15 protein-coding genes are annotated in these 17,157 nt (G+C 39.4%); 8 read left to right on the top strand and 7 right to left on the bottom strand.

Annotated elements, in window-relative coordinates:
• Positions 1-195: 195 nt before the first annotated feature.
• The gene (locus ACHWSC_RS14060; protein WP_394677181.1) at positions 196-1,170 is read left to right on the top strand and encodes a YeiH family protein; all 975 of its coding nucleotides are present in this window, start codon (positions 196-198) and stop codon (positions 1,168-1,170) included.
• Here ACHWSC_RS14060 and ACHWSC_RS14065 read toward each other — a convergent pair.
• From ACHWSC_RS14065 to ACHWSC_RS14075, 3 genes are all read right to left on the bottom strand, one after another.
• Entirely contained in the window at positions 1,167-1,631 is a 465-nt protein-coding gene (locus ACHWSC_RS14065) for a GNAT family N-acetyltransferase (protein WP_201666096.1), read from the bottom strand. The two genes, ACHWSC_RS14060 and ACHWSC_RS14065, sit on opposite strands and share 4 nt — an antisense overlap.
• A 40-nt stretch (positions 1,632-1,671) precedes the next feature.
• Positions 1,672-2,130: a MaoC family dehydratase gene (locus ACHWSC_RS14070; protein ID WP_046673910.1), complete on the bottom strand. Its 459-nt coding sequence runs from the start codon at positions 2,128-2,130 to the stop codon at positions 1,672-1,674.
• A gap of 169 nt (positions 2,131-2,299) precedes the next feature.
• A complete protein-coding gene (locus ACHWSC_RS14075) occupies positions 2,300-2,731 on the bottom strand; it encodes an SRPBCC domain-containing protein (RefSeq protein WP_075991220.1) in 432 nt (143 codons plus the stop codon).
• Positions 2,732-2,909: 178 nt separating this feature from the next.
• On the opposite strand from ACHWSC_RS14075, the gene ACHWSC_RS14080 reads away from it, so the two are divergent.
• The 5 genes from ACHWSC_RS14080 (at position 2,910) to ACHWSC_RS14100 (ending at position 8,252) form a co-directional block, all read left to right on the top strand.
• On the top strand, positions 2,910-3,716 hold the full coding sequence (locus ACHWSC_RS14080; protein ID WP_394677182.1) for an alpha/beta hydrolase: 807 nt from the start codon (positions 2,910-2,912) through the stop codon (positions 3,714-3,716).
• A gap of 146 nt (positions 3,717-3,862) precedes the next feature.
• Complete coding sequence (locus tag ACHWSC_RS14085; protein WP_394677183.1) at positions 3,863-4,267, top strand: hypothetical protein; 405 nt, start codon at positions 3,863-3,865, stop codon at positions 4,265-4,267.
• A 173-nt stretch (positions 4,268-4,440) separates the two neighbouring features.
• Entirely contained in the window at positions 4,441-5,322 is an 882-nt protein-coding gene (locus tag ACHWSC_RS14090; RefSeq protein WP_394677184.1) for a DUF3347 domain-containing protein, read from the top strand.
• Positions 5,323-5,333: 11 nt separating this feature from the next.
• Complete coding sequence (locus ACHWSC_RS14095) at positions 5,334-5,765, top strand: hypothetical protein (protein WP_394677185.1); 432 nt, start codon at positions 5,334-5,336, stop codon at positions 5,763-5,765.
• Positions 5,766-5,975: 210 nt separating this feature from the next.
• On the top strand, positions 5,976-8,252 hold the full coding sequence (locus tag ACHWSC_RS14100) for a multicopper oxidase family protein (protein ID WP_394677186.1): 2,277 nt from the start codon (positions 5,976-5,978) through the stop codon (positions 8,250-8,252).
• Between the two features lie 377 nt (positions 8,253-8,629).
• Here ACHWSC_RS14100 and ACHWSC_RS14105 read toward each other — a convergent pair whose 3' ends face one another.
• Both ACHWSC_RS14105 and ACHWSC_RS14110 read right to left on the bottom strand, forming a co-directional pair.
• On the bottom strand, positions 8,630-9,628 hold the full coding sequence (locus ACHWSC_RS14105; protein ID WP_394677187.1) for a beta-ketoacyl-ACP synthase III: 999 nt from the start codon (positions 9,626-9,628) through the stop codon (positions 8,630-8,632).
• Positions 9,629-9,933: 305 nt separating this feature from the next.
• Positions 9,934-11,367 carry a PLP-dependent aminotransferase family protein gene (locus tag ACHWSC_RS14110; protein WP_394677188.1) on the bottom strand — a complete coding sequence of 478 codons (1,434 nt, stop codon included), beginning with the start codon at positions 11,365-11,367 and terminating at the stop codon, positions 9,934-9,936.
• A gap of 218 nt (positions 11,368-11,585) precedes the next feature.
• On the opposite strand from ACHWSC_RS14110, the gene ACHWSC_RS14115 reads away from it, so the two are divergent.
• Both ACHWSC_RS14115 and ACHWSC_RS14120 read left to right on the top strand, forming a co-directional pair.
• Positions 11,586-12,743, top strand: coding sequence for an aspartate aminotransferase family protein (locus tag ACHWSC_RS14115; RefSeq protein ID WP_394677189.1), 1,158 nt, complete (start codon positions 11,586-11,588; stop codon positions 12,741-12,743).
• A gap of 135 nt (positions 12,744-12,878) precedes the next feature.
• Positions 12,879-13,292: an NUDIX domain-containing protein gene (locus tag ACHWSC_RS14120; protein WP_394677190.1), complete on the top strand. Its 414-nt coding sequence runs from the start codon at positions 12,879-12,881 to the stop codon at positions 13,290-13,292.
• Positions 13,293-13,306: 14 nt separating this feature from the next.
• Here ACHWSC_RS14120 and ACHWSC_RS14125 read toward each other — a convergent pair whose 3' ends face one another.
• Together ACHWSC_RS14125 and ACHWSC_RS14130 are read right to left on the bottom strand one after the other, a co-directional pair.
• Positions 13,307-13,834, bottom strand: coding sequence for a hypothetical protein (locus ACHWSC_RS14125; protein WP_394677191.1), 528 nt, complete (start codon positions 13,832-13,834; stop codon positions 13,307-13,309).
• 112 nt (positions 13,835-13,946) lie between these two features.
• Positions 13,947-17,120 (bottom strand): AsmA-like C-terminal region-containing protein, encoded by a 3,174-nt coding sequence (locus ACHWSC_RS14130; protein WP_394677192.1) that lies wholly within the window; start codon positions 17,118-17,120, stop codon positions 13,947-13,949.
• Positions 17,121-17,157 lie beyond the last annotated feature (37 nt).

The raw sequence follows: 17,157 nt of genomic DNA on the forward strand, positions 1-17,157 counted from the left end.
TGAAATATAATCATTTATCGTAATATTTTAATGTTCTAACAATAAGGATTATTTCATTTTTATAACGTATTCTTTAGCTATTTTGGCTAAAATGTAGCTGTTTGTTATAACCAATTGTTATGACTCATTTATAATAGTGTCTTTTAAAATAATTGAGAGTTATTCAATTTTGTACCAAATCAATGTATCATTGTCATGGACAAAAAAATAAATACGACAATTCGTTATAAGCAGCTACTCAATCGAAAGGTCTCCGTTCGGGAAATCATTTTTATGCTCTTATTTGTATTGTGTCTTACGCCATTTGTTTCAGCTCCGCTTGCCTTACTTTTGGGCATTATTGTAGCACAATGGATCGGTCATCCCTTTCTGGCAGTCAACCACAGGGCAACACAGATTTTGTTACAGATTTCTGTCGTTGGACTTGGCTTTGGAATGAATATCGATACGGCTATCCAAACGGGTAAGCAAGGGTTTGTGTTAACCGTTATTTCTATTCTCGGAACATTATCATTGGGCTATCTATTGGGTAGGTTACTCAAGTTGGAAAAGGTAACCGCTTATTTGATTTCTGTCGGCACTGCCATTTGTGGTGGAAGTGCTATTGCGGCGGTTTCACCGACGATAAAAGCCAATGAGAAGCAAGTAAGTGTGGCGCTAGGGACCATATTTGTACTGAATGCCATTGCTTTATTTATATTTCCTGTTGTCGGTCATTTGCTTGATCTCAGCCAGACGCAATTTGGTTTATGGTGTGCGGTTGCTATACAGGATACTAGTTCTGTCGTTGGTGCAGCGAGTAAGTATGGTAATGAAGCACTACAGGTCGCGACAACCGTAAAATTAACTAGAGCTTTGTGGATTATTCCGATCGCCTGTTTAAGTGCTGTAGCATTCAAGACCAAAGGGACGAGAATTAAAATACCATATTTTATTGGTCTATTTGTATTGGCGGTTATCTTAACAAGTTATATCCCTTTTTTTCAGCATATAGGAGGTTATGTCGTCCATATTTCAAAGATGGGGCTTACCTTAACTTTGTTTTTAATTGGAGCAAGTTTGTCTAGGGAGGTTTTGTTGGCAGTAGGTTTTAAAGCTATACTACAAGGAGTAGTGCTGTGGTTGGGATTATCAATACCGGTACTTGTCTATATTTATTTTTGCCTTTAGGCATTTAACGTATACTTCAGCATAATCATATCTTTCAACAGTTGACCATTTTCATAAATAGGCAGCTCATAATTTTTGATGAAAAAATCTTTACGGATAGCGTATTTAACAAAGCCATTTCGTTCATAAAAACGAATTTGAGCCAGACCACAATCTGCGGTACCCACAATCAGGTTCGGGTATTGCTGGTAGTTCTCCTTGATAAAATCAAGCAGTTGACTTCCGAGTCCCATGCCTTGAAACTCTGGTGATACGGCGATGTTTTTAATTTCTAATGTTTCCGTATTGACCGGATATAAACAGAAAACAGCGATAGGTTTTACCGTTTCATAGACAACATAAACCATCGATTCATAGAGGTATTTGTCGATTGCATGAATGGTTTCGTCTGCTAAAAGCAACAAATCATAAGGATAATCCTTATGATTTGTAATGAGTTTTATTTGAAAGCTATTGCGCATGTATAAGAATTCGCCAATGGCCTATAGTCTAATGTTTGAATTAATTGAAATGATATAAAAAGATAACATCACCCACGTAAGCCGGTTTTGCACTGTCTTTGATTTTCAATGTAGCTTCAATGGTAACTTTAACAACCCCTCTCAAATTGACCACCGATTTTACTTGTGTATGTAGCTGTACAGCATTGTCAACCAAAACGGGTTGTGCAAAACGTAGGTTTTCAATCCCATAATTGATTTCCATTTTGACATTTCTTACTTCAGCAATTTGTTTCCATAAATAAGGAATGAGGGACAAGGTCAGATAGCCGTGGGCAATAGTTGATTTGAAAGGACTATCCGTTTTGGCCTTTTCGCTATCTAAATGAATCCATTGGTGGTCTAGTGTTGCATCCGCAAATTGATTAATTTGTTTTTGATCAATAACATGCCATTGGGATTCGCCTAATGATTTTCCTTCAAAGGCTTTGTACTCTTCATAATTGTTAATTATTGTCATATGTAATCTTTTTATCGCGTTTTGTTGGTATCGTTCCCCGCTTTTAATGGAGAAGGGAAGATGAATTAGTGGCTAAATATAACTATACTTTTAAGAATCCTAAGCATATCCTTTATTTAAAAGATGATCGCATGAAAAGACAAGCTAAGTTTGTTCGTCATTCATACGATTACCCGAGTTGTGTCGTTGCATAGGTGTTTTCAACGTAGGATCTGAAATTTTCGAGTATGGCCTGCCATCCATTACGCTGCATATCAATTGGATTTTCCGTTTCTGCATCAAAAATTATCGTGATATCCGTAGCAGACTTTTTTGCATTGAAGTTGACTTCAACATGACGGCCATCAGGCATAACATAGGCTATTTTTTTAAAGGGTTCAAGTGCGGTGTAGCTGCCTTCAAAATCAAAGCCCATAGATCCGTCTTTTGCCTCCATGCGGTTTTTGAACTTTCCGCCAATGCGTAAATCATTGATTGAACTTGTACAGTGCCAATCGTCTGAAGCATGGTTCCATTGCATGATATCCTCGGCTGAGTTATATGCATTCCAGATCGTTTCTACGCGTACGTTGATATGGGTTTCAATCTTTATCTGTTCCATAAAATATATGATGTTTGCTAAGTTAATAACAGGAAAATTTGGGTTTTGTTATATCTGTTGTCAGATAATTATCAATATATAATAAAAAGTGTAAAGTTGAAACTTATTTTGGTGCAACCAAATGGTTTTGATTGAGTTTTGTTAACTTTAAGCTATTTAACACTTAAACACGATTTATATGTCCTCCAAATTGCTTATTATCTTCTTTTTTCTGTTTTCACCAAGTTTGATTTTCGCGCAGCAATATAAAACGACAACCGACGTTGCCTATTGTAAACCCGATGAACCAGATTCTTATAAGAAAGAACGTTGTAAATTGGATATCTATATCCCGACTGATCGTAAAAATTTTGCTACCATCGTATGGTTTCATGGAGGTGGGCTAGAGGAGGGAAATAAATTTATTCCACTTGAACTTAAAGAGAAAGGTGTAGCGGTTGTAGCGGTAAATTATCGGCTAAGCCCCAAAGCCAAAGCGCCGAGCTATATTGAAGATGCTGCTGAGGCTGTTGCATGGACATTTTCACATATTGCCAGCTATGGTGGAGATCCTTCAAAAATTTATGTGTCGGGGCATTCTGCAGGTGGATATCTGGCTTTAATGGTTGGTTTGGATAAGCATTACCTTCAAAAATTTGGTGTTGATGCAAATAATATAAAAGGACTGGCTCCGATTAGTGGACAAACAAATACGCATTATACAATTAAAAAGGAACGTGGGCAATCTATGGTGATCCCCCAGATTGATCAGTTTGCACCACTTTCTTTTGCACGGAAGGATGCGCCGCCAATTCTCCTGATCACTGGCGATCAACAATTGGAAATGGCTGCACGGTTTGAGGAAAACGCACATTTAGCAGCGATCTTAAAACAGGTTGGACATACCAAAACCTCGTTGTACCAGCTGCAGGGTTTTGATCATGGAGGAGTGTATGCACCCGGCTGTCTGTTGATGCTTAACTGGATCAAAAGACTTGAAAAATAGTTTTTATGTGGTCAGACGGAGAATCGGAAATACAGCAAATCAAAATATTATAAACAAAATAAGAAATATTACAATTGTACATTCGTAAATTCTACCGAAATTTACCTCCAAAGTAGCACATCTCTACTTTTCAAATTTAATTCGTTATGTGGGCAAAACGCAATATCGTATTTATAATCTGTATGCTGGGGCTTTTTTTAGCACCCTATAGGTTATTTGCCTGCCACGAACCGTCCGAAAAGCCAAAACAGGAAGAACAATCCTGTTGTCTTGATGAAAGACAACAGATAAAAGACGTCGGAACAGAAGATTGTTGTAAAGATGAAAGAGCTGAATCGCCAAAATCAGATCACCATGGGGACGACTGTGGTAAACATTGTGGCGAAAAATCGTGCCGCACCTCCCTGCAATGTAATCCCATTGTTTCAGTTATAGAAGTTCAGCTTATTTTACCCTTGCATGCTGATGCATTAAACGCTTATGCGCGTTATAAACAACCTTATTGCGCAGATGCCTATTTTTCCATTTGGCAACCTCCTCAGATCGCTTAAAGTTAGACTGATAGCCCATGCTATGTCTTTTTGGATCGGTTTCTCTATCCAAAACCTCGTTTATTTAACTTATGAAAATCCCTTTGAATCTATCGGATTCAATATGCAAATACAGTAAATCGCTGTAGAAGAGTTTTTCATCAGTATTCTTTTATATACTACATATCATAATCATGAGATTAATTTCATTACTTGGTTTGGTAATCCCTGTATTACTATCCACCCAACATACACATGCACAAATTAAAAATGCAAAGACAGCGACTGTAAAGATTTTTGGAAACACTCCGGCTGTTAAAACGATCATTGAAAAAGAAGGTAAGGACGGACAATTTGCTAAAGTTGACTGGAATCAGACAACCAAGCTAGCGGTTGTTACCTACGACTCTTCAAAAACAAGCGCGGATGAGGTCCTTAAGCGTATTGCATTGGCGGGGTTCGACAATGAAAAATTTCTGGCTCCAGATGATACTTATATTCAATTGGCAAAAGCTGAACAATATGAACGAATCCTAAAACCAGCATTAAAAAATGGTACTGAACATCAGGTCGATCATACGAATCATAGCCAGGGCGTACAAACGATAATTCAACCTTCGGCGAATACAAAATCAGCCGATGAAAAGACCGCATTTGCGCAGTTGACAAATCCTTATTTTGCGCTAAAGGATGCTTTGGTGAAGACGGATGCAGTGGCGGCCGCAGCTCAGGCAGAGGCATTTCAAGCAGCAATCAAAGCTGTCGATATGAATAAACTTAGCCATGATGAACATACCGTATGGATGAAGGTTATGAATAAGCTGGCAACCGATGCGGCAGGTATAACTAAAAATAAAGATGTGGCTAAGCAACGTGTGGCTTTTGCATCTCTTTCAAATACGTTGTATGAGCTTCTGAAGGTGAGTAAAGTGGATGGACCTATTTATTATCAGCATTGCCCCATGTTTAATGAAGGTAAGGGAGCGCATTGGTTAAGTCAGGAGAATGCCGTGAAAAACCCATTCTTTGGTGCACAAATGATCAGTTGTGGAAGTACAGTAGAAACGTTAAACTAATCGGCTGCGTTATGAGTTATTTCCTAGCTTTCCTATCGGTTGTTGTGTTGTCCTTAACGGCCTGTAGTGGTTCACAAAGCAATACGCAAGCTGAAGATCAAATAGTTTCGACTGATCCTGCTATCAATTTGCCTGTACAGTCCGTTCAATACAAGGTAGGCGATCTTGTGCCTACAGCACAAGTTTGTATGGTGAATGATGCTTTTATGGGGAAAAAACAATTGCTGGTCAGACACGAGGGTAAGGATTATTATGGCTGCTGTGAAATGTGTAAAAAGCGCATACCCCAAGAAGCTGCGGTACGTGTAGCCATCGATCCTTTTTCAAAAAAAGAAGTAGATAAGGCGACGGCTTCCATCGCAATTACCGGCGATCAGGGTGAGGTCTCCTATTTTGAAAACGAAGCAAACTATCGAAATTACATTAAAAATCTAAACCTATAAATAGCCTCGGGCTAGCAAGTGGCACAACAGTCCTGCATTTTGTTGGATTGCGGAAAGATACAGGTGTCTGGATAAACTATTTGATATTGATTTTGTTGATAAGTTTATCGGTGACACTATTTGTCACAGGACATCACGGGGCTAGACTGGTCTACCAATACGGCGTAGGACCGATGGGAAATGGAATACTAATCAATTAAATGAATGAACATGCGTAAAAAGAGTAATATATTAACGGTTGTTTTATTATTGATGACACAACTGACAGTGCTGGCCCAGAAAGTGGTTCGTCATGACCTTTATGTACGGGATACCATTGTCAATTATGCCGGCAAATCAAAACGGGCAATCGCTGTAAACGGACAGATTCCGATGCCTACCTTGACTTTTACTGAAGGAGATACGGCGGAAATTGTTGTTCACAATGAGGTAAAGGAGAGTACGTCGTTACATTGGCATGGTATTTTTCTGCCGAATAAAGAAGACGGAGTGCCACACCTGACGCAGGAACCTATAAAGCCGAATTCGACTTATACCTATCGCTTTCCGATAATCCAGCACGGTACACACTGGTATCATTCGCATTCCGGCCTGCAGGAACAGATCGGTATGTATGGTAGTCTTATTCTCAACAAGCGTGCAGATGATAAAACTTTCCGCAAAGGAATTGATGATTTACCCACGATTCCGGTCATATTGAGCGAATGGACAAATTATAATCCCAATAACATTCAGCGGATGTTACACACGGCCAACGATTGGGCCGCGATAAAAAAAGGTGCTACACAATCGTACATTGAAGCTATTAAAGAAGGGAAGTTTAAAACCAAAGTTACGAATGAATGGAAACGTCAGCTGGCAATGGATGTCAGTGATGTGTATTATGATAAGGTCTTGATGAACGGGGCTCATTCCACGGATTTAAAATCGGTGAACGGTAAAGCTTTGAAAGCAGGAGATAAAGTGCGTTTACGAATTTCCAATGGTGGTGCTTCGTCTTATTTTTGGCTGCGCTATGCAGGTGGCAAAATTACTGTTGTTGCCAATGATGGGAATGATGTGGTGCCGGTGGAGGTCGATCGATTGATGATTGCCGTATCGGAGACTTATGATGTCGTTGTAACAATTCCAAATGAAGGTACAGCTTACGAATTTATGGCAACAACAGAAGATCGAACACAATCTGCAAGTTATTTTGTCGGAAATGGTATTAAACAGTTGATTTCTCCACTTCCCCGCCTTAAATATTTTGAAGGCATGAAGATGATGAACGATATGATGAAGATGAATGGGGATCTCAATGATATGGGTATGAAGATGAGCTTGAATCAGATGGATATGAATGTGGTGATGTATCCCGAAATTACAGGTGATGGAAAGAAAAAAGAAGATCACAGTAAACATAGCGGTATGGATCATGGGCAAATGAAGATGGAAGAAGATCCCAATCGTTATAATGCCAATGCATTGGGCGATATTGTAACGCTAAACTATGCGATGCTGGAGTCTCCTCAAGCGGCCGAACTGCCTAAAGAAGCGCCGATACGAGATCTTAAATTTACGCTTACGGGAAATATGAGCCGTTATGTATGGAGCATGGACAATAAAATTCTCTCTGAAACGGATAAGATACCGGTAAAAAAGGGCGAGGTATTGCGCATTACCATCTATAATAATTCGATGATGCGTCATCCAATACATCTGCATGGCTTTGACTTTAGACTGTTGAATGGAAAAGGATCAAAAGCGCCATTGAAAAATGTAGTAGATATCATGCCAATGGAGACGGATACGATCGAATTTTTAGCAAATGAAGAAGGGGACTGGTTTTTTCATTGCCACATCCTGTATCATATGATGGCTGGGATGAATCGTGTGTTTGCTGTGGATGATTATAAAAACCCCAATCTTCCAGACAAAGCCAAAGCTTACAAGGAATTGCAAATGGAAAGTAATATGACCCATTTTATGGCGCAAAATGATTTTGCGACCAATGGAAATGACGGTCAGGCCATGTTTCAGAATGCGCGTTGGCAGCTCGGTTCCGAATGGCGATTAGGGTATAACGATATGCATGGCTATGAGGTGGAAACCCACCTGGGTAGATACTTTGGGAAGATGCAATGGTTTATGCCATTTGTAGGTTTTGATTATCGTTATCGCCGTATGGGGGAGGATGAACATGAGAAAAATATCTTTGGACAGGCCAATAAAAAAGATAGTCGCAAAGCTTTGAGTCTAGGTTTTATGTATACTTTACCTATGTTGGTCAACTTTCAGGCGGAGGTGTATCACGATGGTATTGTCAGATTGCAGCTGATGCGAGAAGATATTCCGATCGCTAGAAGAATCCGTGGTGATTTTATGGTCAACTCGGACCTTGAATATATGGCCGGACTAAATTATGTCATCACCAAAAATATGGCGTTTAGAACGCATTATGATAGTGATATGGGTTTTGGTGTGGGTCTGTCATTAAATTATTAAAAGCGTAGATCTTATTTGAGTGAGGGGGCTTTGCGTTGCAAAGCCCCTTTTTTATTCGGTCAAAGCAAATGATAAGTGGAGGACATTTTCTGAAATGATACTGATTTTATTGTTTGATTATTGGGAATTAAATCGGACTTTAGACGCTTTTATCCGAATGAGGTCCCTATAAGGTCCGTATAAGCTCCCTATAAACTCCCCAGTATTTATTCCTTTCTTCTTCACAGTGCTGCCTGTAAAAAGAGGATAGGTCCGATTCTTCTTGCGCAATGGCGAACCTGTTTTTGGTGGCAGGAAATAAAGAAAAACCCCAGAAATCATTGATTCCTGGGGTTTCATTTTAGTGTGAATTTATGACGACTAAAGTTTTTGATCGCTTAAATCATCCATTTAAATATGCTGGCTCCCCAAGAGAAACCTGCACCAAAGGCGGTTAACATGACTAAATCACCGGTATTTAATTTTTTAATATTTTGCCAGATACATAGTGGGATCGTGGCTGCAATGGTATTTCCTAGGTATTCAATATTACTTAACGCTCTGTCTTCTGGTATATTAAGACTACGTCCAACGGCATCAATGATGCGCTGATTAGCCTGATGTGGGATTAACCAATTGATATCTTCAATCTGTAGGTTGTTGCGTTGCAAAATCGTATTACAGGCATCGCTCATAGACTGCACAGCATGTCTAAATACAGTTTTACCATCTTGTTTCAGGAATCTGTTGTCGTTAACAGGAAGATTGCTGTCGATTGGATACAAAGAACCGCCAGCTTCAATTTTTAAAAATTCTTTTCCCGCTCCATTGCTACATAGATAGGCATCCATAATTCCACCTTCTAAAGATGGCTCAAGCCATATCACACCAGCGCCATCACCAAAAAGAATATTGGTTGAACGGTCTTTTAAATCGACATAAGTACTGATGTTGTCAGCTCCAACTACGAGTACATTTTTATAACGTCCAGTCTCAACGAGAGCAGAAGCCATATCTAAAGCATATAAAAATCCAGAGCAAGCAGCATTGACGTCAAAAGCCCAAACATTGTTAAGACCTAATTTTTCTAAAATGATATTTGCTGTTGCCGGCATGGGCATATCAGGTGTAGAAGTCGCCACAATTAGGGCATCTACATCGTTTAGATTTTTATGATATTGTGTTGCCAAATCTTGTATAGCTTTTACAGCCATGTCTGATGTGGCAAGATTTTCTTCTAAAATTCTCCGCTCCTTAATACCTGTGCGTTTGATAATCCACTCATCGGATGTATCGCAAAACTGCTCTAAATCTGTATTCGATCTTTTATTCGGTGGAATATATCCGCCAATACCAGTTATTGCTGCATATGGCCTGCTGGGTATTCTCTCAGTCATAAATTAATGTACTCTATTCTCTCTCTTATTATATAGCTATCCTAACAGGAATTACTCGTGTGTTTTTTGCGCCGTAAAACTACGGTTAATTTATGCGATTAATAAGTGAAAAAGTTGATTTTTGACAAAATAATTACGTTTATCAGCATTTTTAACTGTTTTTTACGTATTGCCTATACTAATCTTTTAATCGGTCTTTATGGGGCGGAATTAAATATTGAATGTACTTGTTTTTTCAAAATTTTAATTTAAAGAAGTCCGTCCAAATTGGAAAATAGTCTAGCTACTTTTTATGATTCAAACCACTAGGAGGAGAGTTTTGCCTGTTCCAAAAGTTCAGCCAAAATGACTATTCCTTCTTCGATCAATTCCTCTGATAAGGATCCGTAGCCAAGTCTTATTCCGCCAAAAACATTTTCTCTACTGTAGTTTTCGGGATGCGGTATATGTACTGATCTTTCCTTTAATTTTCGGAATAAAAATGCCCAGTCGATTTGATGTTTAAAAGATAGCCAAACCGCCAATCCCCCTTGTGGAGAAGTGTAGTTCACATGATCCTGCAGATGTTTGTCCAATTGGGCGATCATAAAATCACGTTTCCTTTTGTACAACTGTGTTGCTTTTCGGATATGTCTACGAATTGTTCCATCCTGAATGAGTTCCAGTACAGCTTGCTCCATAATATTGTCACCTTGAATATCGATGATGTAACGAAGTTCGGTAATCTGCTGGAGCAACTGCTCGTTTATCGTCGCAAGATAACCGATACGGAGTGCTGGTGCGACAACTTTGCTCAGCGTACCAATGTATACTGTATTGATCAGCTCCTGCTGTGAAGCGAGCGGATAATAGGGAACTTGTTCAAAATGAAATTCGTAGTCGTAATCATCCTCAATGATCGTGAAGTTATATTGGTTGGATAATGCTATTAATTGTGATCTCCGTTCTTTGCTTAAAGTGACAGTGGTTGGATATTGTCGATGTGGGGTAAGGTACAGTGCCTTAATGTTGCTCTTTTTCAATAAATGAGGCAGCAATTTTTCAACGATAAGACCATCGGTATCTACGGGAATAGGAATCAATTTCGCGCCAGCTTTTTCAAAGATCTTCCAGGCTGAATGGTATCCAGGAGACTCCACAAAGATATAATCATCGCGCTGCAATAGGCATTGAGCGACCAGGTACATGGCCATTTGGCTTCCACGACTGATGCATAGCTTATTTTTATCGATGTGCATGTTGCGTTCGATGTTGAGCATATTGGCGATTTCTTCCCGAAAATCTAGATGACCTCGGGGATCGGCATATCCCATCATTTTCCAACGTGCGCTGCGTTTAAAAATTTGGCGATAGGCCCGTCCGAGCTGTTCTACCGGGGCAATTTTACTGTCTGGATTACCGTCATCGAATATAATGCGTGTGGGGGGCTGATGATCAGATAATTCGATCTTTTGTGCAACATATAGGTTCGAGCCATAAGGTAATTGGGCCGCTACAAATATACCTCTACGTGCTTGACTAACCAGCCAGCCTTCGCTCAACAACAACTGTATGGCATCGATTACCGTGTTTCGGTTTAATTTTAGTTGGGCTGCAAGAGATCTGCTACTCGGTAAGGCCGTTCCCTTCGGCAATCTACCAGATTGAATATCAGTAGCAATGTTATCCGCTATTTGGATGTAAATCGCTTTTGAAGAGGATCTGTCAATATCTATCGTTAAATTCCAAGGTCTAAGCATGAGCCTGTTGTATCGGGTAATTGTTCAAATATACAATTGTTCTGCAGGATTAAAATACATTCGATAGATGGCGCATGAGCAGTGCTAAGCTATTCTATTTAAGATGAGTTATTTTGTTTATTGTCTGTGACGGCTGGACTAGGAATAAATAACCATCTTGGACTAGGAATGAAAGGAGATTTAAGTTGATTTTTGAGTTTTACTAATCGAAGTCATTCATGAAACCATTTCCCGTTTTTGAGAAAGTTGATATTGCAATCGAACGAGCCCTTGGTTGCTTTGTCTATGATAAACAGCAACAGGCCTATCTAGATCTCTATGGTGGTCATGCCGTTATTTCTGTTGGGCATAGCCATCCGCATGTTGTTGAGCAAACTATACAACAGATGAACAAAATAGGATTTTATTCAAATGCAGTTACAAACGATCTTCAGGATCATTTGGCCGAACGCTTAGGCAATGCCTGTGGCTATCCGACCTATGCTATTTTTTACAGTAATTCAGGAGCTGAAGCGAATGAAAATGCATTGAAGTTAGCTTCGTTCCATACGGGAAGGAGGAAAGTATTGGCGATGTCCAATGCATTTCATGGGAGAACCTCAGCTGCGGTTTCGGTAACGGATATCCCGTCAATTCGTGCACCATTCAATGACAGTGAACAATTTGTCTTTACACCTTTCAACGAGATCTCCAGTTTGAAAAAACAATTGGAAACGGAAGAATATTGTGCGGTCATTATTGAACCTATTCAAGGTGTCGGGGGAATTCATCGGGCAAGTCCTAGTTTCTTACAGGAAGTAAGAGCAATCTGCACGAAAACTGGGACCATGCTTATTTTGGATGAAATTCAATGCGGTTATGGGCGCACGGGACTTTTCTTTGCACATCAGCATGCTGGGATAGAAGCCGATCTAATTACTGTGGCCAAAGGGATTGCAAATGGGCTGCCGATGGGGGCGACAATTATTTCGCCTAAAATAAAGCCGGTCATAGGACAATTGGGGACTACTTTTGGCGGAAGTCATGCGGTCTGTGCGGCGGCTCTGGCTGTACTTGATGTAATTCAAAAGGAGCAATTGATTGATAATGCCGCAGCTGTAGGTGAATTTTTGTTGACAGAATTAAGAAAAATTCATGGCGTGAGTGAAGTTCGGGGGCAAGGTTTGATGATCGGCGTAGAGTTTGAAAACGATATTCGACAACTGCGGAAAGAACTTCTGTTTTCTGAAAAGATTTTTACAGGATATGCAGGACGCTATACGCTCCGTTTATTACCGCCGCTGTGTTTTACCATGAATCATGCGGAGATTTTTTTGGAGAGTCTACGGAAGCTTGTGCACAAAGAGAAACTAGCCCATGATGTTTCGGGATATTGATTAGCCTCTCTATTGATTTTGTGCTAAGTTTTAATGAAGGATTCTCCAGATTAGCTGTCGCGCTTTGATAAATGTCGTAAAAGAAGTAATTTCACATCTAGCGTATTTAATCAGTAATAGCTTATAATACATTTCATGACAACAACAAAATGTTTGCCTACAGCGGGTTTAGTGAGTATTAAGGAGGATAAATTATTATTAGCGTATAGCAACAATAGAAAGGCATGGTATCTGCCGGGTGGAAAGATTGATGCGGGGGAGGAAGCTCTGCAGTCCCTTCGTCGTGAAATTTTGGAGGAGCTAAATATCAATCTGGACCCGGATAAAATCTCCTATTATTGCCATGTTACAGCCCCGGCATACGGGCTTGTGCTAGAGGTTATCATGGAACAAGATTGTTTTCTGTATCCATTAACAGAGCAGATCGAACCCAGTAATGAGATTGGCGCCGTTCGTTATTTTTCACACCAAGAGTACCAGGAAGAACCGATCCAGGTCATTGGCGTTTTGCATGTGTTTGACAAGTTGAAGGCTGACGGATTGATTTAAAAACCCTGTCGCTACTAGATGCCGTAGCCTTCATTGAGACAGCTTATACCTTTTGTGTCTTTTAAAGGAATAATTTTCTGGCTTTTGGTATCCATGCGCCATGCCTTGACGATTTTGTCGAAATATTCTTTGCTTTCATCGACCCGGCTAATGGCTATAATTTCACTGTTTGGTTTGTCTCCTTGCTTGCAGTTACATAAGCTAAGCTGCTCGTTGGACTTCAGTTTTTGGATATTGATGGTATCCAAAATCTTGTATTTGACTTTACCTTTGCTATCATCGGGTAACAATTCTTCTAAAATACAAACACCATTTTTAGCATTTGTAAAATAGCCGGCAGCAAAGCGATAATCGCCCTGTGCATTCTTGTCGGTTTCAATAAGTGCGCCAGTTGCGTAGGTATAAGATTTTAATTCAGCAATTTCATTGATCTCACGGAATACTTTCCCATATAAGGGGTTTTTCTGATCGTTAAGGGTATTGAAACTGGACCAACTGCAGATGGATAGAACCGCTAGGGGTATAATTAGTATATATCTCATAGTTTTCATCAATTAAAAACGTTATTAAGTTAACAAATCTTTCTGTTAACTTAATAACGTTTTTAATTGAGCACTATTGTGTCGACTGAATTTACTAAAACTAATTGCGCGTTTACTTAGTCTGTGTTTCTTGCACTTTTTGAGATTCTTTATATACCTTGCTGTCCTCGTCATCCATGTCCATGTCGAGATCCTCTTCTTTGTATTTTCCCATTTTTAAGTGAAAGTTATCTGGAGTGCCCGTAATTCGCATAGGTATCCCAAAGATTCCAAAAGGAGGTAAGCCCAGCCTAAAACCCAGGTTCATACGTCCGTCTAAGGTTACTTGGCCTTCAAAGCGAGGCCTGAATCCCATCATTTTCATTTTCGTGCGTTCGATGGTCATCACATTATTTTTGATATGGGATTTAATAACAACTTTTTTTACTTCGCCATCCTTCAATTTTTCTTTGGAAGTAGATTGACTAATTCCATTGAGTAGTTTGAAGCCTCTGAACTTAATCTGATTTAGCGTTAAGGATCCCTCGCCGACGATAGAAGGCATTACTGGCTGCATATTGCCATTCAATAGGCCACCCAATTTGTAATCCAATGAAACAAGACCATAAGCATTTTTGGCGGAGCTAACCATTTCTCTGAACATCGGTATCTCTTTGTAAGCGCGTTGAATATCAAAGCTGTCGGCTTTCACCGCATAATCAAAACTTGCTCTACGTGGATTTATGGGACGATAACTTCCGTTCATATCTACTTTCAGTCCCGCGAGCTCAAAGTTTGTCTTATTCAGTGTCATTTTACCTTCTTTTACCTGTAGGTCCCCTTTGAAATCTTTGATATTCATTTTGTTATATGATATGGCGTTGACAAGCCCTAAAACCTGAACGTCCAAATTTTTGGGGAGAAGAACCACACCGCTTTCGGATGTGCCTGTAGCTGTCGAGGAAGATGGCGATCCGAAAACCATGAAATCATCCACATTGATTTTCTTGCTGCTGAGTGTAAATTGACCTTTTAACGGTGCTTGACTACTTGTTGCATAATTAATAATATTGTTGAGATATCCTTTGATGGAAATATCATTCTTAGCATAGGCAACCAGGAATTTATCGAAATTCATTTTCTCCTGATTAAAACTGAAGTTCCCACTTCGAATTGCAATAGGCTGTGGAAGCATGTCGGACTGAACCTGGATATTTCCAATACTTAACCGACCGTTATTTTGAAGTCGGTTATAATGACCATTGGTGGCATCGCTCTGTAAGCCTTTTAAACTAAAATCCGTATAGATAAAGCCATCGACATTGGTACCATCCAATGCAAAGAGTTTATAAATAGGGCCGAGATTGAGCTTACCCTTGGACTGTATGTTGTATTTGATGTTATTGAAGTTCTTGAGGTCTGCATTCAAGAAAAAAGGTTCACCTGCAAATGTAAACGATACCGGTAGGATTTTGACATTCAGATCTCGAAGTGAACCTTTTTCGCTATTGACAAAAGCTTCGACCTGAATATTTTCCATCGGGATAGGATAATCATTTGACTTGATCAACCCATTCTTCATCACGATGGATGTATTGGTTTCGGGAAAAATGTTTCGTTTGAGATCCACATAACCTTTTGCTATGAGGTTGACATCTACCAATCCCGCCAATTCGACTTGTTGAATTGGATAGAATTTTTTGATATCTGCTAAATTAAATGAGGCCTTTAAATCGGAATTGACTGCAATTTTATTAAAATCTGTTATTGAAATAAATCCTTTTATATAATTGTTAAGTGCTTGAACAGAAATATCATGGATTGCTATTGATGCACTTTTTAACTGGCCATCGGGATCCTTTGCTTCCAGACGATAGGCAATTTTGTCCAATCCCTGTGGGAGCTTAGCTAATTTGAATTTACCATCTACGAGTGTATTTTTGATATCAAAAGTAGGAATGGATGCAACGTATTCCTGTTCGCGTTTTTGGAGCCCTACCTTACGAATAGCTTTGGCGTATGTGCCGTCGATTTTTGCGTCAAGATTCCACTTTCCACCGAAAGAAAAATCGGGAAACTGTAGCGAGGCATGGAGTTTATCGAGATTAAGATCACTTTTTATGTTGGCATGCACGGTTACAGGGTGTAAACCCGCAATGTTACCCTGTGCATTGAAATAGCCTGAAGCAACTTTAAAGTCAAATTGTTTAAGATCAATTTGTAGTGAGTCTGGATTCAGTGCCGGCAAGTCTATCCGTAATTTTGCATTCCAGTCTGTTAGCGGATTGGTGGATTGTTTATACGCGAGAAAGCCATTGTTGATCATGAGCCCAAGTGAAAGATTAGGCATTTTGTTGTTGTCGACAATATAATCACCTTCTAGATTAACAAAAACCTCAGATGTACCTTTCACGGAGAGGTCCTTGATCCAAGAAGCATAGCTATTTGGGACTAATGAAAGTAATTCGGCCAAGGTGCTTTCCTGTGATTTTAATTTAAAATCTAGGTGATAACCATGGGAAATAAAAGACAACAATCCACGGAAACGAACTGGTAATTGATTTATTTTAATATCATTTCGTTCGAAGACGAAGGATAACGTATTGGTATTGATGCGTGTTAGCAAATTGGCATCGATCGACTTTTTGTCCACATATAATTCATTGTCAAAGGAAAATGAAAAGGATGCAATTTTTGCCCGTGTGTTCAAGTCAAAAATATTTGACATCAGATCTCCCTTACCCTCATATTCGAGATCTTTTGCCTCTATCTGAAGCGGAATGGAGCGGTCTTCATAATGGAGATTTGTTTTTTCAAGTTTAATTAATTGAAAAGCCAAAGCGCTACTTTCTGCCTTATCTTGTGTTTTTGTTGAATCCGACGGGGTGGATTTATAAATAGAATAATTGGCATTTCCCAAAGAATCAACCAAGATGTTGATCTTTCCGCTGTTCACGATAAACTTGTCGATGACAATTTTAGATTTGAGAAGACTCATAAGATCCACGCCAAAACTGACTTTTTTCGCGGCAAGCAGCGTATCGTTTTTAAAAGGCTCGGCCCCTTTTAGTAAGACATCATCCATCGATGCAGTAAGCAAAGGGAATTGATCAAAGAAGGTTAATCTTACTTTCGAATAATTTAACTCACCAGTAATATGCTCGTTTACGAGTGATTTGACCTTGTTATTGACTTCATTTTCGAATATATAGGGAATAGATAATGTGCTGATAACGAGTAGTACGACGATGCTTGTAAAAACGATAGCGATACGTTTCACAACTTTTATAAATGTTGCTTTTGACACTTTGTAATTTTTTGTGTTTACAAAAGTCAGAAAATTA

It is taken from the genome of uncultured Sphingobacterium sp., assembly GCF_964277905.1.
Lineage (GTDB): Bacteria > Bacteroidota > Bacteroidia > Sphingobacteriales > Sphingobacteriaceae > Sphingobacterium > Sphingobacterium siyangense.